The 20,470-nt window shown below is 52.7% G+C and carries 13 protein-coding genes, 3 tRNA genes and 1 pseudogene; 12 read left to right on the top strand and 5 right to left on the bottom strand.

What is annotated here, in order from left to right; translation table 11 throughout:
- The first annotated feature begins 124 nt into the window (after nucleotides 1-124).
- The 10 genes from lgt (at nucleotide 125) to recD (ending at nucleotide 15,529) form a co-directional block, all read left to right on the top strand.
- The gene (lgt, locus tag A9587_RS10330) at nucleotides 125-1,000 is read left to right on the top strand and encodes a prolipoprotein diacylglyceryl transferase (protein WP_000204650.1); all 876 of its coding nucleotides are present in this window, start codon (nucleotides 125-127) and stop codon (nucleotides 998-1,000) included.
- Nucleotides 1,001-1,006: 6 nt separating this feature from the next.
- Nucleotides 1,007-1,801: a thymidylate synthase gene (thyA, locus tag A9587_RS10325; RefSeq protein WP_000816232.1), complete on the top strand. Its 795-nt coding sequence runs from the start codon at nucleotides 1,007-1,009 to the stop codon at nucleotides 1,799-1,801.
- 185 nt (nucleotides 1,802-1,986) lie between these two features.
- Nucleotides 1,987-2,457: a prepilin peptidase-dependent protein gene (locus A9587_RS10320; RefSeq protein WP_105263834.1), complete on the top strand. Its 471-nt coding sequence runs from the start codon at nucleotides 1,987-1,989 to the stop codon at nucleotides 2,455-2,457.
- The gene (locus A9587_RS10315; RefSeq protein ID WP_000111600.1) at nucleotides 2,448-3,011 is read left to right on the top strand and encodes a prepilin peptidase-dependent protein; all 564 of its coding nucleotides are present in this window, start codon (nucleotides 2,448-2,450) and stop codon (nucleotides 3,009-3,011) included. The genes A9587_RS10320 and A9587_RS10315 overlap by 10 nt, the downstream gene beginning before the upstream one ends.
- A complete protein-coding gene (locus A9587_RS10310; protein ID WP_016249147.1) occupies nucleotides 3,008-3,415 on the top strand; it encodes a DUF2509 family protein in 408 nt (135 codons plus the stop codon). Before A9587_RS10315 ends, A9587_RS10310 begins: the two co-directional genes overlap by 4 nt.
- Nucleotides 3,400-3,723 carry a prepilin-type N-terminal cleavage/methylation domain-containing protein gene (locus tag A9587_RS10305; RefSeq protein ID WP_001276464.1) on the top strand — a complete coding sequence of 108 codons (324 nt, stop codon included), beginning with the start codon at nucleotides 3,400-3,402 and terminating at the stop codon, nucleotides 3,721-3,723. The genes A9587_RS10310 and A9587_RS10305 overlap by 16 nt, the downstream gene beginning before the upstream one ends.
- A 12-nt stretch (nucleotides 3,724-3,735) precedes the next feature.
- Nucleotides 3,736-7,104 (top strand): exodeoxyribonuclease V subunit gamma, encoded by a 3,369-nt coding sequence (gene recC / locus A9587_RS10300; RefSeq protein WP_016249146.1) that lies wholly within the window; start codon nucleotides 3,736-3,738, stop codon nucleotides 7,102-7,104.
- Nucleotides 7,105-7,279: 175 nt separating this feature from the next.
- The gene (gene ptrA / locus A9587_RS10295; protein WP_001516985.1) at nucleotides 7,280-10,168 is read left to right on the top strand and encodes a pitrilysin; all 2,889 of its coding nucleotides are present in this window, start codon (nucleotides 7,280-7,282) and stop codon (nucleotides 10,166-10,168) included.
- Nucleotides 10,161-13,703 (top strand): exodeoxyribonuclease V subunit beta, encoded by a 3,543-nt coding sequence (recB, locus tag A9587_RS10290; protein WP_001516984.1) that lies wholly within the window; start codon nucleotides 10,161-10,163, stop codon nucleotides 13,701-13,703. Before ptrA ends, recB begins: the two co-directional genes overlap by 8 nt.
- Nucleotides 13,703-15,529 (top strand): exodeoxyribonuclease V subunit alpha, encoded by a 1,827-nt coding sequence (recD, locus tag A9587_RS10285; RefSeq protein ID WP_000775997.1) that lies wholly within the window; start codon nucleotides 13,703-13,705, stop codon nucleotides 15,527-15,529. Before recB ends, recD begins: the two co-directional genes overlap by 1 nt.
- A gap of 236 nt (nucleotides 15,530-15,765) precedes the next feature.
- On the opposite strand, the gene argA is transcribed toward recD, so the two are convergent.
- Nucleotides 15,766-17,097 (bottom strand): amino-acid N-acetyltransferase, encoded by a 1,332-nt coding sequence (argA, locus tag A9587_RS10280; RefSeq protein ID WP_038355694.1) that lies wholly within the window; start codon nucleotides 17,095-17,097, stop codon nucleotides 15,766-15,768.
- A 230-nt stretch (nucleotides 17,098-17,327) separates the two neighbouring features.
- Here argA and amiC point away from each other — a divergent pair, with 230 nt between their 5' ends.
- Nucleotides 17,328-18,581 (top strand): N-acetylmuramoyl-L-alanine amidase AmiC, encoded by a 1,254-nt coding sequence (gene amiC / locus A9587_RS10270; RefSeq protein ID WP_000016909.1) that lies wholly within the window; start codon nucleotides 17,328-17,330, stop codon nucleotides 18,579-18,581.
- A 74-nt stretch (nucleotides 18,582-18,655) separates the two neighbouring features.
- On the opposite strand, the gene A9587_RS10265 is transcribed toward amiC, so the two are convergent.
- The 3 genes from A9587_RS10265 to A9587_RS10255 all read right to left on the bottom strand — a co-directional run bounded on the left by A9587_RS10265 (nucleotide 18,656) and on the right by A9587_RS10255 (nucleotide 18,954).
- A tRNA-Met gene (locus tag A9587_RS10265) sits at nucleotides 18,656-18,732 on the bottom strand.
- Nucleotides 18,733-18,766: 34 nt separating this feature from the next.
- Nucleotides 18,767-18,843 (bottom strand) — tRNA-Met (locus A9587_RS10260).
- Nucleotides 18,844-18,877: 34 nt separating this feature from the next.
- Nucleotides 18,878-18,954 (bottom strand) — tRNA-Met (locus tag A9587_RS10255).
- 208 nt (nucleotides 18,955-19,162) lie between these two features.
- On the opposite strand from A9587_RS10255, the gene mltA reads away from it, so the two are divergent.
- Entirely contained in the window at nucleotides 19,163-20,257 is a 1,095-nt protein-coding gene (gene mltA / locus A9587_RS10245) for a murein transglycosylase A (RefSeq protein ID WP_105264081.1), read from the top strand.
- Here the strand turns inward: mltA and A9587_RS10240 are convergent.
- Nucleotides 20,254-20,470 (bottom strand): annotated as a pseudogene (locus tag A9587_RS10240) (IS4 family transposase); the annotation flags it as partial. The gene mltA and the pseudogene A9587_RS10240 sit on opposite strands and share 4 nt — an antisense overlap.

Here is a 20,470-nt window from a genome sequence, read left to right as displayed (position 1 = left end):
GGTATCCGGCAACCAGCCAGGTCCCCTTGTGCTATTATTCGCACCTTTGGAGCGCCTGAAACCTGCGGCGCGCATTTCAATCGCTGTTCTCTTTCAGCGAAATAACAAGAACTTGTGGTGACAGATGACCAGTAGCTATCTGCATTTTCCGGAATTTGATCCGGTCATTTTCTCAATAGGACCCGTTGCGCTTCACTGGTACGGCCTGATGTATCTGGTGGGGTTCATTTTTGCAATGTGGCTGGCGGGGCGTCGGGCGAATCGTCCGGGCAGTGGCTGGACCAAAAATGAAGTTGAAAACTTACTCTATGCGGGCTTCCTCGGTGTCTTCCTGGGCGGACGTATTGGTTATGTTCTGTTCTACAACTTCCCGCAGTTTATGGCCGATCCGCTGTATCTGTTCCGCGTCTGGGACGGCGGCATGTCCTTCCACGGCGGCCTGATTGGCGTTATCGTGGTGATGATTATCTTCGCCCGCCGTACCAAACGCTCCTTCTTCCAGGTCTCTGATTTTATTGCACCGCTCATTCCGTTTGGTCTTGGTGCCGGGCGTCTGGGCAACTTTATTAACGGTGAACTGTGGGGCCGCGTTGACCCGAACTTCCCGTTTGCCATGCTGTTCCCTGGCTCCCGTACCGAAGACATTCTGCTGCTGCAAAACAACCCACAGTGGCAATCCATTTTCGACACTTACGGTGTGCTGCCGCGCCACCCGTCACAGTTGTACGAACTGCTGCTGGAAGGTGTGGTGCTGTTTATCATCCTTAACCTCTACATTCGTAAACCGCGCCCAATGGGGGCTGTCTCAGGCTTGTTCCTGATTGGCTATGGCGCGTTTCGCATCATTGTTGAGTTTTTCCGCCAGCCCGACGCGCAGTTTACCGGTGCCTGGGTGCAGTACATCAGCATGGGGCAAATTCTTTCCATCCCGATGATTGTCGCGGGTGTGATCATGATGGTCTGGGCATATCGTCGCAGCCCACAGCAACACGTTTCCTGAGGAACCATGAAACAGTATTTAGAACTGATGCAAAAAGTGCTCGACGAAGGCACACAGAAAAACGACCGTACCGGAACCGGAACGCTTTCCATTTTTGGTCATCAGATGCGTTTTAACCTGCAGGATGGATTCCCACTGGTGACAACCAAGCGTTGCCACCTGCGTTCCATCATCCATGAGCTGCTATGGTTCCTGCAGGGCGATACCAACATTGCTTATCTGCATGAAAACAATGTCACTATCTGGGACGAATGGGCCGATGAAAATGGCGATCTCGGCCCGGTGTATGGCAAACAGTGGCGCGCATGGCCAACGCCAGATGGTCGTCATATTGATCAAATCACCACGGTATTGAATCAATTGAAAAACGACCCGGACTCCCGCCGCATTATTGTTTCTGCGTGGAACGTGGGCGAACTGGATAAAATGGCGCTGGCTCCGTGCCATGCGTTCTTCCAGTTTTATGTGGCAGACGGCAAGCTTTCTTGCCAGCTTTATCAACGCTCCTGTGACGTCTTCCTCGGCCTGCCGTTTAACATCGCCAGCTACGCACTACTGGTGCATATGATGGCGCAGCAGTGCGATCTGGAAGTGGGTGATTTTGTCTGGACCGGTGGCGACACGCACCTGTACAGCAACCATATGGATCAAACCCATCTACAATTAAGCCGCGAGCCGCGTCCGCTGCCGAAGCTGATTATCAAACGTAAACCAGAATCCATCTTCGACTACCGTTTCGAAGATTTTGAGATTGAAGGCTACGATCCGCATCCGGGCATTAAGGCTCCGGTTGCTATCTGATTTACGAAACATCCTGCCAGAGCCGACGCCAGTGTGCGTCGGTTTTTTTTACCCTCTGTTAAATTCTTCGAGACGCCTTCCCGAAATTTTGCAACGCCCTGCAACAACGTAAATAGTGCGGAAGACGCGCCGAGAAAATAGAAACAGGGCCTCGCCTTTTTTTCTCCTCGTCGCATACTGCCGACATGAAAACACAACGTGGTTATACGCTGATTGAAACACTGGTTGCGATGCTGATTTTAGTCATGTTAAGCGCAACTGGACTCTATGGCTGGCAATACTGGCAGCAGTCGCAACGGCTATGGCAAACCGCCAGCCAGGCGCGGGATTATTTGCTCTATTTACGTGAGGATGCCAACTGGCATAACCGCGACCACAGTATCAGCGTCATCAGGGAGGGAACGTCATGGTGTCTTGTAAGTGCCACCGCAGGGACGAATACCTGTCATGGCCATTCACCGTTGGTCTTTGTGCCACGCTGGCCCGAAGTCGAAATGAGTGACCTGACCCCTTCGCTTACGTTCTTTGGCCTGCGCAATACCGCATGGGCCGGGCATATTCACTTCAAAAACTCAGCGGGCGAGTGGTGGCTGGTGATTTCACCGTGGGGAAGACTCCGGCTTTGTCAGCAAGGAGAAACACAAGGATGTCTGTAAAAGAGCAAGGATTTTCGCTGCTGGAAGTGCTGATTGCTATGGCTATCAGTAGCGTATTGCTGCTGGGGGCTGCGCGGTTTCTGCCAGCATTACAGCGGGAAAGCTTGATTACAACGCGCAAGCTGGCACTGGAAGATGAGATCTGGCTGCGGGTCTACACCGTTGCGAAGCATCTTCAAAGGGCTGGTTATTGTCATGGTAACTGCACTGGTGAAGGGCTGGAAATTGTCGGGCAGGGTGACTGCATTATTGTGCAGTGGGACGCGAACAGTAACGGTATCTGGGATCGTGAGCCGGTAAAAGAGTCCGACCAGATTGGATTTCGTTTGAAAGAGCATGTGCTGGAAACGTTACGTGGTGCCGCATCCTGTGAAGGTAAAGGCTGGGATAAAGTCACCAACCCGGACGCCGTCATTATCGACACTTTTCAGGTCCTGCGTCAGGATGTCAGCGGATTCTCGCCGGTATTAACGGTTAGTATGCGCGGTGCCAGTAAGGCTGAACCACAAACCGTGGTGGATGCCAGCTATAGCGTAACAGGATTCAACCTGTGAACCGTGAACGGGGCGTTTCATCGCTGGCACTGGTCCTGATGTTGCTGGTATTGGGCAGCTTGCTGCTACAAGGAATGAGCCAACAGGAGCGCAGTTTTGCTTCTCGGGTGACTATGGAAAGCCAGTCATTGCGTCGTCAGGCAATTGTACAGTCGGCGCTGGAATGGGGAAAAATGCACACCTGGCAGACGCAACCCGTAGTTCAGTGCTCACAGTTCGCTGCAACCGGTGCCCGAGTTTGTCTGCGTTTACTGGCTGATAGTGAAATCTTGCTGATTGCCAGTTATGAAGGCGTTTCATTATGGCGAACAGGCGAAGTGAACGATGGAAATATTGCTTTTTCGCCGCACGGCTGGAGTGATTTTTGTCCGCAGAAAGAGGTGGCGTTATGTCAGCTTCCCTGAAGAATCAACAAGGCTTTAGTCTACCGGAAGTGATGCTGGCGATGGTGCTGATGGTGATGATTGTCACTGCGTTATCCGGTTTCCAGCGAACATTAATGAACAGTCTTACCAGCAGAGGCCAGTACCAACAGCTCTGGCGGCATGGCTGGCAGCAAACGCAACTGCGCGCGATTTCGCCACCTGCCAACTGGCAGGTCAACCGAATGCAGACATCGCAGGCGGGATGTGTCAGCATCAGCGTTACGTTAGTTTCACCCGGGGGCAGAGAAGGCGAGATGACCCGCCTGCATTGCCCGAATCGTCAGTAGTCAGGAGCCGCTATGTTAAGGGTCTACCATTCCAATCGTCTGGACGTGCTGGAAGCGTTGATGGAGTTTATCGTCGAACGCGAGCGGCTGGACGATCCTTTCGAGCCAGAGATGATTCTGGTGCAAAGTACCGGTATGGCACAGTGGCTGCAAATGACCCTGTCGCAGAAGTTCGGTATTGCGGCAAACATTGATTTCCCGCTCCCTGCGAGTTTTATCTGGGATATGTTCGTCCGCGTATTGCCGGAGATCCCCAAAGAGAGTGCCTTTAACAAGCAGAGCATGAGCTGGAAACTGATGACTCTGCTGCCGCAACTGTTGGATTGCGAAGATTTTACCCTGTTGCGCCATTACCTGACTGACGATAGTGACAAGCGGAAACTGTTTCAGCTTTCCTCAAAAGCGGCGGACCTGTTTGACCAGTATCTGGTCTATCGCCCGGACTGGCTGGCTCAGTGGGAAGCGGGACATCTGGTTGAAGGGCTGGGAGAAGCGCAGGCCTGGCAAGCTCCATTGTGGAAGGCGCTGGTAGAATATACTGACGAGCTGGGGCAACCTCGTTGGCACCGTGCCAATCTCTATCAACGCTTTATCGAAACGCTGGAGTCTGCAACGACCTGCCCGCCAGGGCTACCTTCGCGCGTATTTATCTGCGGTATTTCCGCATTACCGCCAGTTTATCTACAGGCGTTACAGGCGCTGGGTAAACATATTGAAATCCATCTTCTGTTTACCAACCCTTGCCGTTATTACTGGGGCGATATTAAAGATCCTGCGTATCTGGCGAAACTGCTAACCCGCCAGCGTCGGCACAGCTTTGAAGATCGCGAATTGCCGCTATTTCGCGATAGCGAAAATGCCGGGCAGTTGTTTAACAGTGACGGCGAACAGGATATTGGCAACCCTCTGCTGGCCTCATGGGGCAAGCTGGGGCGAGACTACATCTATCTGCTTGCTGATCTCCAGAGCAGTCAGGAACTGGATGCCTTTGTCGATGTTACTCCAGACAGCCTGCTGCATAACATTCAGTCCGACATTCTGGAACTGGAAAACCGCGCCGTCGCAGGCGTGAACCTTGAAGAGTTTTCCCGCAGCGATAACAAACGGCAGCTCGATCCGCAGGATAACAGCGTCACCTTCCATGTTTGCCATAGCCCGCAGCGCGAAGTTGAAGTCTTGCACGATCGATTGCTGGCGATGCTGGAAGAAGATCCGACACTCACTCCGCGCGATATCATCGTGATGGTGGCTGACATCGATAGCTACAGTCCGTTTATTCAGGCGGTGTTTGGTAGTGCTCCGGCGGATCGTTATCTGCCTTACGCCATTTCCGACCGTCGGGCGCGACAGTCGCATCCGGTACTGGAAGCATTTATCAGCCTGTTATCGTTGCCTGACAGCCGCTTTGTATCGGAGGACGTTTTGGCGCTGCTGGACGTACCGGTGCTGGCGGCGCGGTTTGATATCACCGAAGAAGGGCTGCGTTATTTACGCCAGTGGGTCAATGAATCCGGCATTCGCTGGGGGATTGATGACGACAACGTTCGCGAGCTGGAACTTCCCGCCACCGGGCAACACACCTGGCAATTTGGCCTGACGCGTATGTTGCTGGGCTACGCGATGGAGAGTGCTCAGGGAGAATGGCAATCTGTTCTTCCTTATGATGAGTCGAGCGGCTTAATTGCAGAGCTGGTGGGGCATCTGGCGTCACTGCTGATGCAGCTCAACATCTGGCGTCGCGGGTTGGCACAGGAGCGACCGCTGGAAGAGTGGCTGCCGGTATGCCGCGACATGCTCAATGCTTTCTTCCTGCCGGATGCGGAAACCGAAGCGGCGATGACGCTTATTGAACAACAGTGGCTGGCTATCATCGCAGAAGGGCTGGGAGCGCAGTATGGCGACGTGGTGCCGCTGTCACTGTTACGTGATGAACTGGCACAACGTCTGGATCAAGAACGTATCAGCCAGCGTTTTCTTGCCGGTCCGGTCAATATTTGTACCCTGATGCCAATGCGTTCCATCCCGTTCAAAGTAGTTTGCCTGCTGGGAATGAACGATGGTGTTTACCCGCGCCAGCTCGCGCCGCTGGGTTTTGATTTAATGAGCCAGAAACCAAAGCGTGGCGACCGCAGTCGTCGCGATGACGACCGCTATCTGTTCCTGGAGGCGTTAATTTCCGCGCAGCAAAAACTCTATATCAGCTATATTGGGCGCTCCATTCAGGATAACAGCGAACGTTTCCCGTCGGTTTTGGTGCAGGAACTGATCGACTACATCGGGCAAAGCCATTATCTGCCGGGCGATGAAGCGCTTAACTGCGATGAAAGTGAGGCGAGGGTGAAAGCGCATCTTACTTGCCTCCATACCCGGATGCCGTTTGATCCGCAAAACTACCAACCCGGTGAGCGACAAAGCTATGCGCGCGAGTGGCTACCGGCAGCCAGCCAGGCAGGCAAGGCGCACTCTGAATTTGTTCAGCCACTGCCGTTTACCTTGCCGGAAACTGTGCCGCTGGAGACGCTACAACGATTCTGGTCACATCCGGTGCGAGCATTTTTCCAGATGCGCTTGCAGGTGAACTTCCGCACCGAAGACAGCGAAATCCCCGACACCGAGCCATTTATTCTGGAGGGACTTAGCCGTTATCAGATCAACCAGCAGCTATTAAATGCATTGGTCGAGCAGGATGATGCCGAACGTTTGTTCCGCCGGTTCCGGGCGGCAGGTGATTTGCCGTATGGCGCATTTGGTGAAATTTTCTGGGAAACGCAGTGCCAGGAGATGCAGCAACTTGCCGACAGAGTCATTGCCTGTCGGCAACCGGGGCAGAGTTTAGAAATCGATCTCACCTGCAATGGCGTGCAAATTACGGGCTGGTTGCCGCAGGTCCAGCCGGATGGTCTGTTGCGCTGGCGTCCCTCTTTGCTCAGTGTGGCACAGGGAATGCAACTTTGGCTGGAACACCTTGTCTACTGTGCCAGCGGTGGTAACGGTGAGAGTCGCCTTTTCCTGCGTAAAGACGGTGAGTGGCGTTTTCCGCCGCTTGCAGCCGAACAGGCTTTACATTACCTCTCACAACTGATTGAAGGGTATCGTGAAGGAATGTCCGCGCCGTTACTGGTGTTACCTGAAAGTGGCGGCGCGTGGCTAAAAACCTGTTATGACGCTGAACACGATGTCATGCTGGATGACGAGTCCACTGTGCAAAAAGCCCGTACGAAATTCCTTCAGGCTTACGAAGGCAACATGATGGTGCGTGGAGAAGGTGACGATATCTGGTATCAGAGGCTCTGGCGGCAATTAACGCCAGAGACAATGGAAGCCATCGTTGAGCAGTCGCAACGTTTCCTGTTACCGCTGTTTCGTTTTAATCAGTCATGAGTGTTGTATAAAAATTGCGCAATCCATTTGCTTACTTTATGATGCGCACCAGTCACGGACTGATGGTTATATAGACATAGGCTGACTTGTTCAGCGCGAGATTAAATTCTGCCGGATGATTTACGTTAACGTGTTGAATCTGGCTGAAAAATAAAGTTGATAATGAGGTCCGTGAATGCCCCGCAGCACCTGGTTCAAAGCAGTACTGTTGTTTGTTGCCCTTTGGGCACCCTTAAGTCAAGCAGAAACGGGATGGCAGCCGATTCAGGAAACCATCCGTAAAAGTGATAAAGATAACCGTCAGTATCAGGCTGTGCGTCTGGATAACGGCATGGTGGTATTGTTGGTTTCTGACCCGCAGGCGGTAAAATCCCTTTCTGCACTGGTGGTGCCCGTTGGATCGCTGGAAGATCCCGAGGCTTATCAGGGGCTGGCACATTATCTTGAACATATGAGCCTGATGGGGTCGAAAAAGTACCCGCAGGCTGACAGTCTGGCCGAATACCTCAAAATGCACGGTGGCAGTCATAACGCCAGCACGGCACCGTATCGCACCGCTTTCTATCTGGAAGTGGAAAATGACGCCTTACCAGGGGCGGTAGACCGCCTGGCGGACGCCATTGCGGAACCTTTACTCGACAAGAAATATGCCGAACGTGAGCGTAATGCAGTGAACGCCGAATTAACTATGGCGCGCACGCGTGACGGGATGCGTATGGCGCAGGTCAGCGCAGAAACCATTAACCCGGCCCACCCTGGTGCAAAGTTTTCTGGTGGCAACCTGGAAACCTTAAGCGACAAACCCGGTAATCCGGTGCAGCAGGCGCTGAAAAATTTCCATGAGAAATATTACTCCGCCAATCTGATGAAGGCTGTTATCTACAGTAACAAACCGCTGCAGGAGCTGGCGAAGATGGCGGCGGACACCTTCGGTCGAGTGCCGAACAAAGAGAGCAAAAAACCGGAAATCACCGTGCCGGTAGTCACCGATGCACAAAAGGGCATTATCATTCATTACGTCCCGGCGTTGCCGCGTAAAGTGCTGCGTGTCGAGTTTCGCATCGATAACAATTCGGCGGAGTTCCGTAGTAAAACTGATGAGTTAATTACCTATCTGATTGGCAATCGCAGCCCAGGAACGCTTTCTGACTGGTTGCAAAAACAGGGATTAGTTGAGGGCATTAGCGCCAACTCCGATCCTATCGTCAATGGCAACAGTGGCGTGTTAGCGATCTCTGCGTCCTTAACCGATAAAGGTCTGGCTAATCGCGATCAGGTTGTAGCGGCTATTTTCAGCTACCTCAATCTGTTACGCGAAAAAGGGATTGATAAACAGTATTTCGATGAACTGGCGAATGTGCTGGATATCGATTTCCGTTATCCGTCAATCACTCGTGATATGGATTACGTCGAGTGGCTGGCAGATACCATGATTCGCGTTCCCGTTGAGCATACGCTGGACGCGGTCAATATAGCCGATCAGTATGATGCTAAAGCAGTAAAAGAACGTCTGGCGATGATGACGCCGCAAAACGCGCGTATCTGGTATATCAGCCCGAAAGAGCCACACAATAAAATGGCTTACTTTGTCGATGCGCCGTATCAGGTCGATAAAATCAGCGAGCAAACTTTCGCTGACTGGCAGAAAAAAGCTGCCGACATAGCGCTCTCCCTGCCGGAGCTTAATCCCTATATTCCTGACGATTTCTCGCTGATTAAATCAGAGAAGAAATACGACCATCCAGAGCTGATTGTTGATGAATCCAATTTGCGTGTGGTGTATGCGCCGAGTCGCTATTTTGCCAGCGAACCAAAAGCCGATGTCAGCCTGATTCTGCGTAACCCGAAAGCGATGGACAGCGCCCGCAACCAGGTGATGTTTGCGCTCAATGATTATCTCGCAGGGTTGGCGCTTGATCAGTTAAGCAACCAGGCGTCGGTTGGCGGCATTAGTTTTTCCACCAATGCTAACAACGGCCTTATGGTTAATGCTAATGGTTACACTCAGCGTCTGCCGCAACTTTTTCAGGCTCTGCTGGAGGGCTACTTTAGCTATACCGCTACACCAGAGCAGCTTGAACAGGCGAAATCCTGGTATAACCAGATGATGGATTCCGCAGAAAAAGGCAAAGCGTTTGAGCAGGCGATTATGCCCGCGCAGATGCTCTCGCAGGTGCCGTACTTCTCGCGAGATGAGCGCCGTAAAATTTTGCCCACTATCACCCTGAAAGAGGTGATGGCCTATCGCGACGCCTTAAAATCCGGGGCACGACCAGAGTTCATGGTTATCGGCAACATGACCGAAGCCCAGGCAACAACGCTGGCGCGCGATGTGCAAAAACAGTTAGGGGCTGATGGCTCAGAGTGGTGTCGTAACAAAGATGTCCTGGTCGATAAAAAACAGTCCGTCATTTTTGAAAAAGCCGGTAACAGTACCGACTCCGCACTGGCAGCAGTATTTGTACCGACTGGCTATGATGAATACACCAGTTCAGCCTACAGTTCTCTGTTGGCGCAGATTGTACAACCGTGGTTCTACAATCAGTTGCGTACTGAAGAGCAGTTGGGGTACGCCGTGTTCGCGTTCCCAATGAGCGTGGGACGTCAGTGGGGCATGGGCTTCTTACTGCAAAGTAATGATAAACAGCCTTCGTACCTGTGGGATCGTTACAAGGCCTTTTTCCCAACGGCTGAGGCGAAACTGCGCGCGATGAAGCCAGAAGAGTTCGCGCAAATCCAGCAGGCGGTTATCAGCCAGATGCTACAGGCACCGCAAACGCTGGGCGAAGAAGCATCGAAGTTAAGTAAAGATTTCGATCGCGGCAATATGCGCTTTGATTCGCGTGATAAAATCGTGGCACAGATAAAACTGCTGACGCCGCAAAAACTTGCCGATTTCTTCCATCAGGCAGTGGTCGAGCCGCAAGGCATGGCTATCCTGTCGCAGATTTCCGGCAGCCAGAATGGGAAAGCTGAATATGTGCATCCTGAAGGCTGGAAAGTGTGGGAGAACGTCAGCGCGTTGCAGCAAACAATGCCCCTGATGAGTGAAAAGAATGAGTGATGTCGCTGAGACACTAGATCCTTTGCGCTTGCCCTTACTGGGTGAGCGCCTGATTGAAGCCTCTGCCGGCACAGGCAAAACCTTTACGATAGCAGCGCTCTATTTGCGCCTGTTACTTGGACTAGGTGGTTCTGCTGCCTTTCCCCGCCCGTTGACCGTTGAAGAACTGCTGGTGGTGACCTTTACCGAGGCTGCCACCGCAGAGTTGCGCGGTCGTATCCGTAGCAATATTCATGAGTTGCGCATCGCCTGTCTGCGTGAAACCACCGACAACCCTCTGTATGCGCGCCTGCTGGAAGAGATTGACGATAAAGCGCAGGCCGCGCAGTGGCTGCTGTTAGCCGAACGACAGATGGATGAAGCGGCAGTTTTTACCATTCACGGTTTTTGTCAGCGAATGCTCAACCTGAATGCTTTTGAATCCGGTATGTTGTTTGAGCAGCAACTGATTGAAGATGAATCGCTACTGCGCTACCAGGCCTGCGCCGATTTCTGGCGTCGCCACTGCTATCCTCTGCCGCGTGAAATTGCTCAGGTGGTCTTTGAAACATGGAAAGGGCCGCAGGCGTTGCTGCGCGATATTAATCGATATCTGCAAGGGGAAGCGCCAGTTATTAAAGCGCCGCCGCCCGATGATGAAACGCTGGCTTCCCGCCACGCGCAAATTGTGGCGCGTATCGATACCGTAAAACAGCAGTGGCGTGATGCGGTAGGTGAACTGGATGCGCTAATCGAATCTTCAGGTATTGATCGACGCAAGTTTAACCGTAGCAATCAGGCTAAATGGATTGACAAGATTAGCGCCTGGGCAGAAGAAGAGACCAACAGTTATCAGTTGCCGGAGTCGCTGGAAAAATTCTCTCAGCGTTTCTTAGAGGATCGCACAAAAGCAGGGGGCGAGACACCGCGCCATCCGCTGTTTGAGGCGATCGATCAATTACTTGCCGAACCATTATCGATCCGCGATCTGGTGATCACTCGCGCATTAGCTGAGATCCGTGAAACGGTAGCGCGTGAAAAACGCCGCCGTGGCGAACTGGGTTTTGACGACATGTTAAGTCGGCTGGATTCCGCGTTGTGTAGCGAAAGCGGAGAGGCGCTGGCGACGGCGATCCGCACGCGATTCCCGGTGGCAATGATCGACGAGTTTCAGGATACCGACCCTCAGCAGTACCGGATTTTCCGCCACATCTGGCACCATCAGCCGGAAACCGCATTGTTACTGATTGGTGATCCGAAACAGGCTATTTATGCGTTCCGTGGTGCGGATATCTTCACCTACATGAAGGCGCGTAGCGAAGTTCACGCTCATTACACGTTGGATACCAACTGGCGTTCCGCACCAGGAATGGTGAACAGTGTGAACACGCTTTTTAGCCAGACTGATGACGCTTTTATGTTTCGCGAAATACCGTTTATTCCTGTGAAATCAGCTGGGAAAAATCAGGCGCTGCGTTTCGTATTTAAAGGTGAAACGCAGCCTTCGATGAAAATGTGGCTGATGGAAGGCGAAAGCTGCGGCGTTGGCGATTATCAAAGTACCATGGCGCAGGTATGCGCCGCGCAAATCCGCGACTGGCTGCAGGCCGGGCAGCGCGGAGACGCGTTGTTGATGAATGGCGATGACGCGCGTCCGGTGCGTGCTTCAGACATCAGTGTGTTGGTGCGCAGCCGCCAGGAGGCCGCCCAGATACGTGATGCCTTAACGCTGCTGGAAATCCCTTCCGTTTACCTTTCGAACCGCGACAGTGTTTTTGAAACTCTGGAAGCGCAGGAGATGCTTTGGCTGTTGCAGGCAGTGATGACGCCTGAACGTGAAAATACTCTGCGTAGCGCGCTGGCAACGTCAATGATGGGGCTGAACGCGCTGGATATCGAAATGCTGAATAATGACGAACATGCCTGGGATGCAGTCGTTGAAGAGTTCGATGGTTATCGACAAATCTGGCGAAAACGCGGCGTTATGCCAATGCTGCGGGCGCTGATGTCGGCGCGCAACATTGCAGAAAACCTGCTGGCAACGGCGGGTGGTGAGCGGCGTCTTACAGATATTTTACATATCAGTGAATTACTTCAGGAAGCGGGAACGCAGCTTGAAAGTGAACATGCGCTGGTACGCTGGTTATCACAGCATATCCTCGAGCCAGACAGTAACGCGTCCAGCCAGCAAATGCGCCTCGAAAGTGACAAACATCTGGTGCAGATTGTTACGATCCACAAGTCGAAAGGACTGGAGTATCCGCTAGTCTGGTTGCCATTTATTACCAATTTCCGCGTCCAGGATCAGGCGTTCTATCACGATCGTCATTCATTTGAGGCTGTTCTGGATCTTAACGCTGCGCCAGAAAGCGTCGATCTCGCTGAGGCCGAACGTCTGGCGGAAGATCTGCGTTTGCTTTATGTGGCGCTGACGCGTTCGGTCTGGCATTGCAGTCTTGGCGTCGCGCCACTGGTGCGCCGTCGAGGCGATAAAAAAGGTGACACCGACGTCCATCAAAGTGCGCTCGGACGCTTGCTGCAAAAAGGGGAACCAAAGGATGCGGCAGGACTTCGCGCCTGTATTGAAGCATTGTGCGATGAGGATATTGCCTGGCAAACGGCACAAACCGGTGATAATCAGCCCTGGCAGGTTAATGATGTTTCTACAGCAGAACTGAATGCGAAGACGTTACAACGTTTACCTGGCGATAACTGGCGGGTCACCAGCTACTCTGGTTTGCAGCAGCGTGGTCACGGTATCGCTCAGGATTTGATGCCACGGCTGGATGTTGACGCCGCAGGTGTGGTCAGCGTCGTTGAAGAACCGACGTTAACACCGCATCAGTTTCCGCGCGGAGCGTCACCGGGGACGTTCTTGCACAGTTTGTTTGAGGATCTGGATTTTACCCAGCCGGTTGAGCCTGACTGGGTGCGGGAAAAACTGGAACTTGGCGGTTTTGAAGCGCATTGGGAACCGGTGTTGACCGAGTGGATCATGGCTGTTCTCCAGGCACCGCTCAATGAAACGGGAGTCAGCCTGAGTCAGCTTTCCGCCCGCGATAAACAGGTGGAGATGGAATTTTATCTGCCAATTAGTGAACCGCTCGTCGCCAGCCAACTTGATGCGCTAATCCGCCAGTTTGACCCGCTTTCTGCTGGCTGCCCGTCGCTGGAGTTCATGCAGGTGCGTGGCATGTTAAAAGGCTTTATCGACCTGGTGTTTCGCCACGAAGGGCGTTATTACCTGCTCGACTATAAATCCAACTGGCTGGGTGAAAACAGCTCAGCATACACCCAACAGGCTATGGCAGCGGCGATGCAAGCACACCGCTATGATCTGCAATATCAGCTTTATACCCTGGCATTGCATCGTTATCTGCGCCATCGCATTGCTGATTACGACTATGAGCGCCACTTTGGCGGCGTTATCTATCTGTTCCTGCGCGGCGTTGATAAAGAGCATCCGCAACAAGGGATTTACGCGACCCGCCCCGATGCCGGGTTGATTGCCCTGATGGATGAGATGTTTGCTGGTATGACCCTGGAGGAGGCGTAATGAAATTGCAAAAGCAATTACTGGAAGCTGTGGAGCACAAACAGCTACGCCCGCTGGACGTGCAGTTTGCCCTGACCGTGGCGGGTGATGAACATCCCGCCGTCACCCTTGCGGCGGCACTGTTAAGTTATGATGCCGGGGAAGGACATGTCTGTTTGCCGCTTTCACGGCTGGAGAACAACGAAGCCTCGCACCCGCTCCTGGCGACCTGCGTCAGTGAAATCGGTGAGCTACAAAACTGGGAAGAGTGTCTGCTGGCTTCACACGCGGTCAGCCGGGGAGATGAACCTACACCAATGATCCTTTGTGGCGATCGTCTCTATCTCAACCGCATGTGGTGTAACGAGCGCACGGTGGCGCGCTTTTTCAATGAAGTGAATCATGCCATTGAGGTTGATGAAGCTCTACTGGCGCAAACCCTGGACCAACTTTTTCCAGTAAGCGATGACATTAACTGGCAAAAAGTGGCGGCAGCGGTGGCGCTGACGAGGCGGATCTCGGTGATTTCCGGTGGCCCCGGCACCGGTAAAACGACCACCGTGGCGAAGTTGCTGGCAGCGTTAATTCAGATGGCCGACGGTGAACGTTGTCGCATCCGTTTGGCTGCGCCGACGGGGAAAGCCGCCGCGCGCTTAACCGAATCACTTGGCAAAGCTTTGCGCCAGTTACCGCTGACGGATGAACAAAAGAAACGTATTCCGGAAGATGCCAGCACTCTGCACCGCTTGCTGGGCGCGCAGCCGGGCAGTCAGCGTTTACGCCATCATGCGGGTAACCCATTGCATCTTGATGTGTTGGTGGTCGATGAAGCGTCAATGATCGATCTGCCCATGATGTCACGATTGATCGACGCATTGCCCGATCATGCCAGAGTGATCTTTCTTGGCGACCGTGATCAACTGGCCTCTGTTGAGGCTGGGGCTGTTCTTGGCGATATTTGCGCTTATGCCAATGCGGGCTTTACCGCAGAACGAGCGGAGCAGCTAAGTCGCCTGACGGGGAGCTACGTTCCTGCGGGCAGTGGCACAGAGGCGGCATCTTTGCGCGATAGTCTCTGCCTTTTGCAAAAAAGTTACCGTTTCGGCAGCGATTCTGGCATTGGTCAGCTCGCGGCGGCTATCAATCGCGGCGATAAAACGGCAGTAAAAACCGTTTTTCAGCAGGATTTTACTGATATCGAAAAACGGATTTTACAGAGTGGCGAAGATTATATTGCGATGCTTGAGGAAGCTCTTGCGGGTTACGGACGCTATCTGGATCTGCTGCAAGCGCGTGCCGAGCCGGATTTAATTATTCAGGCATTCAATGAATACCAGCTTTTGTGCGCCCTGCGGGAAGGGCCGTTTGGCGTAGCCGGGCTGAATGAGCGAATTGAGCAGTTTATGCAACAGAAGCGCAAAATCCATCGCCATCCGCACTCGCGTTGGTACGAAGGCAGGCCGGTGATGATTGCCCGCAATGACAGCGCCCTTGGGTTGTTTAATGGTGATATTGGTATTGCACTGGATCGCGGGCAAGGAACGCGCGTCTGGTTTGCAATGCCGGACGGTAATATCAAGTCAGTGCAACCAAGTCGTTTACCGGAACACGAAACCACGTGGGCGATGACGGTACATAAATCGCAGGGGTCTGAGTTCGACCATGCGGCGTTGATTTTGCCGAGCCAGCGCACGCCGGTCGTGACGCGAGAGCTGGTTTACACCGCAGTGACCCGTGCGCGTCGCCGTTTATCGTTGTATGCCGATGAGCGCATATTAAGTGCGGCAATCGCCACACGTACCGAGCGGCGTAGCGGACTGGCAGCGTTATTTAGTTCGCGGGGATAAACGCGAATGCCTGATGCGACGCATGCGCGTCTTATTATGCCCCCGGGCATTGCGCATATCGCATCTGGCGATTTCAACCACTTACCCTAAATCCGCCATCAACGTCTTCGACTTGACGTAGGTCGGATAAGGCGTTCACGCCGCATCCGACGATGAGCGTCAATGCCTGATGCGATGCTAGCGTGTTTATCATGCCCCCGGGCATTGCGCATATCGCATCTGGCGATTTCAACCACTTACCCTAAATCCGCCATCAGCACTTTGGATTTACGCTGATAGTTGTACATCAGCTTTTTGCTCTCTGGCAGTGAATCAATATCCACCGGGGTAAAACCACGCTCCTGGAACCAGTGAATACTGCGCGTGGTCAGCACAAATAATTTGCTTAAGCCGCTTTGCCTGGCCTGGGCTGCGATACGCTCCAGCAGGACTTCACCACGGGAAGAACTGCGGTAATCCGGGTGTACCGCCACGCAGGCCATTTCGCCAATTTTCTCTTCCGGGAACGGATAGAGCGCAGCGCAGGCAATAGTTGTGTTATCGCGCTGAATAATGGTGAATTTGTCGATTTCCATCTCCAGTTGTTCACGAGAACGACGCACCAGAATACCTTGCTGCTCCAGCGGGCGGATCAACTCCAGAATACCGCCGATATCATTGATTGTTGCGCGACGAATCTGCTCGGCGCTTTCCATCACAATTTGCGTACCGATACCGTCACGTGAGAACAGCTCTTGTAGCAGCGCGCCATCTTCCTGATAACTGATTAAATGACAGCGACGAACACCGCTGCGGCAAGCCTTCACTGCACCACGTAAAAAGCGCACCGTACCGGAGTTGTAATCGCCTTTCTCTTCCTGAGCTTCTACCCGCGATTGCGCTTCGTTGGGGAAAAGCTCGGAGACGATGTCACCGTCGTCATTGGTGACCCCCTGTGAAGAGCAAAAACCAATCATCTTCTCGGCTTTCAGCTTGATGGCGAGTTGAGTGGCAATCTCTTCCGAGGTCAGGTTAAAACTCTCGCCAGTGACCGAAACCGCCACCGGCCCCATCAGCACAATTGCACCGCTGTCCAGTTGGCGATGAATCGCTTCTTCGTCAATCCGCCGGATGCGCCCACTATGACAGTAATCCACGCCGTCATCGACGCCCAGCGGCTGGGCAATAATAAAATTGCCACTGACGACGTTGATATGCGCTCCCTGCAATGGCGTGTTATTAAGGCTCATCGACAGGCGTGCAGTGATGTCCAGTTGTAATGTCCCCGCAGCCTGCTTCACCAGTTCCAGTGTTTTGGCGTCGGTCACACGTATATTTTTGTGATACAGCGGTTCGTGGCGATGCGCTGCCAGATTCGCATCTATTTGTGGACGCGCGCCATAGACCACGACCAGACGGATGCCGAGGCTGTGCAGCAACCCGATATCATTAACGATACTGGAGAAATTTTCATGCTCAATGGCTTCACCGCCGAGCATGATGACAAACGTTTTCCCCCGGTGGGTGTTGATATAGGGAACCGAATGGCGGAATCCCTCGACCAGCTCGGTTTTACGTTCCTTCACCACGGCACACCTCTTTGCATGATTATTCGAAATTAATGTATTTTTATTCTGTTTTTTTGCCGTGTGCAAGTGCAAATTTTATGCGTGAACATTTTTTTTATCAGTAATGCCGTGAATATAAAAAGAATGTTTACCGTTTTATAGATGACAGAATATGCGTCTTTCGCTAAAGTTTCCGGTCAAATTGGTCGTTTACTTGTTACACAGCTTAGATTTATTTGCTCGGGAGAGGCATGTCGGGATCCAACACTGCAATCAGCCGTCGTCGTTTACTGCAAGGCGCGGGTGCCATGTGGCTATTGAGCGTAAGTCAGGTGAGTCTGGCTGCGGTCAGTCAGGTCGTGGCGGTGCGCGTCTGGCCTGCGTCCAGCTATACCCGTGTAACGGTAGAATCAAATCGTCAACTGAAATATAAGCAGTTTGCGTTGAGTAACCCTGAACGCGTGGTAGTGGATATCGAAGATGTAAACCTGAACTCGGTGCTTAAGGGGATGGCTGCGCAAATTCGTGCTGACGACCCGTTCATCAAGTCTGCACGCGTCGGGCAATTTGATCCGCAAACCGTGCGGATGGTTTTTGAGTTAAAGCAAAACGTAAAACCGCAGATGTTTGCCCTCGCGCCAGTTGCCGGGTTTAAAGAGCGTCTGGTGATGGATCTCTACCCGGTCAATGCCCAGGATATGCAGGATCCACTGCTGGCACTGCTGGAGGATTACAACAAAGGCGATCTCGAAAAGCAGGTGCCGCCTGCGCAGAGTGGCCCACAGCCTGGCAAGGCTGGGCGCGATCGTCCTATTGTCATCATGCTTGATCCGGGCCATGGCGGCGAAGACTCCGGCGCGGTGGGGAAATACAAAACGCGTGAAAAAGATGTGGTATTGCAAATTGCCCGCCGTCTGCGCTCTCTGATCGAGAAAGAGGGCAATATGAAGGTGTACATGACGCGTAATGAAGACATCTTCATTCCGTTGCAAGTGCGTGTAGCAAAAGCACAGAAACAACGTGCTGATCTTTTTGTTTCTATCCATGCAGATGCCTTTACCAGCCGCCAGCCGAGCGGTTCTTCCGTGTTTGCGCTTTCGACCAAAGGCGCGACCAGTACTGCGGCAAAATATCTGGCACAAACTCAGAACGCCTCGGATTTGATTGGTGGCGTGAGCAAAAGCGGTGACCGCTATGTCGACCACACCATGTTCGATATGGTGCAGTCGCTGACCATTGCCGACAGCCTGAAGTTTGGTAGGGCAGTCCTGAATAAACTTGGCAAAATCAACAAGCTGCATAAAAATCAGGTCGAGCAGGCCGGGTTTGCTGTACTGAAAGCGCCAGATATTCCATCTATTCTCGTCGAAACGGCGTTTATCAGTAACGTTGAGGAAGAGCGCAAACTGAAAACGGCGACTTTCCAGCAGGAAGTTGCAGAGTCTATCCTCGCGGGGATTAAAGCGTATTTTTCTGATGGGGCGACGCTGGCGAGAAGGGGATAGTAAAAAAGCGCTGAATAGCGCTTTTTTTATGGAAGAGCAGAAATAAAAAAACACCCATAAGGGTGCTTAATAATTGGTTGCGGGGGCCGGATTTGAACCGACGACCTTCGGGTTATGAGCCCGACGAGCTACCAGGCTGCTCCACCCCGCGTCACCGTACTGCTTTTACTTCGTCAAATTTTGATTGGTTGCGGGGGCCGGATTTGAACCGACGACCTTCGGGTTATGAGCCCGACGAGCTACCAGGCTGCTCCACCCCGCGTCACCGTACTGCTTTTACTTCATCAAATTTTAATTGGTTGCGGGGGCCGGATTTGAACCGACGACCTTCGGGTTATGAGCCCGACGAGCTACCAGGCTGCTCCACCCCGCGTCCGTGGATGCGCACTATACTCCGCTCGCGTTTTCATGCAACCTTTTTTTTACCCGGATCACGGAATTGGGATGTTTTTGAACAAAAACAAACCACTAAAGCCTATTTTTTGTGCAAAATTTGCGTCAGGGAGCGGCTACGCATTTCATTAAACCCAACGGTTTGTTATCTTCGTTGCGCCTTATTTTTTAACCTGAAGAAGAGAACAATGAAAGGACGTTGGGTAAAGTACCTTCTTATGGGCGCAGTCGTAACGATACTTGCCGCCTGCTCCTCCAAACCAACCGATCGCGGACAGCAATATAAAGACGGGAAATTTACCCAGCCTTTCTCTCTGGTGAACCAGCCAGATGCCGTTGGCGCGCCAATTAACGCCGGTGATTTTGCCGAGCAAATTAACCATATCCGTAACGCGTCGCCGCGTCTGTATGGCAACCAGAGTAATGTTTATAACGCGGTGCAGGAGTGGCTGCGCGCAGGTGGTGATACCCGCAATATGCGTCAGTTTGGCATTGACGCCTGGCAGATGGAAGGGGCGGATAACTACGGCAACGTGCAGTTTACGGGTTACTACACACCGGTAATTCAGGCGCGCCATACTCGCCAGGGCGAGTTTCAGTACCCTATTTACCGTATGCCGCCAAAACGCGGTCGTCTGCCGTCTCGTGCGGAGATCTACGCGGGGGCACTGAGCGATAAATATATCCTTGCTTACAGCAACTCTCTGATGGATAACTTCATTATGGATGTGCAGGGGAGTGGATATATCGATTTTGGCGATGGCAGCCCGCTTAACTTCTTCAGCTATGCCGGAAAGAACGGTCATGCCTATCGCAGTATTGGTAAGGTTTTGATCGATCGTGGCGAAGTGAAAAAAGAAGATATGTCGATGCAGGCGATTCGTCACTGGGGTGAAACGCACAGTGAAGCCGAAGTTCGCGAACTGCTGGAACAGAATCCATCTTTCGTCTTCTTTAAACCGCAATCTTTCGCGCCGGTGAAAGGGGCAAGTGCAGTGCCGCTGGTTGGCCGTGCGTCGGTTGCCTCTGATCGTTCGCTTATCCCACCAGGTACTACCTTGCTGGCAGAAGTGCCGCTGCTGGATAATAACGGCAAATTCAATGGTCAGTACGAACTGCGTCTAATGGTGGCTCTGGATGTCGGTGGCGCAATCAAAGGCCAACACTTCGATATCTATCAGGGGATTGGCCCTGAAGCTGGCCACCGCGCCGGTTGGTACAATCACTATGGTCGTGTCTGGGTGCTGAAAACGGCCCCGGGCGCAGTAATGCCAGTCAGTTAAGCAACTGACTGGCTCTTTTTCGGAGCTGTGGGGTATTTCCAGGGCCTCTCCTTTACCACTCTCGGGAAGGCCCTTTCCCTTCTTGCCGGTAATTTCACAAGTTGTCCCATACTTGCAAGATCGCGCATCAGCTCCGGTATACGTCCCGGTGAAGCGCCCTGCAATGTCATCAGCATTCTCATCACCATTCCGCATGATTCTGAGAAACTCAGT

The organism is Escherichia sp. MOD1-EC6162 (assembly GCF_002965125.1).
Taxonomy (GTDB): domain Bacteria; phylum Pseudomonadota; class Gammaproteobacteria; order Enterobacterales; family Enterobacteriaceae; genus Escherichia; species Escherichia marmotae.
Note: the sequence above shows the minus strand (reverse complement) of the source record. Positions and strands in the feature narration are given on the sequence as shown.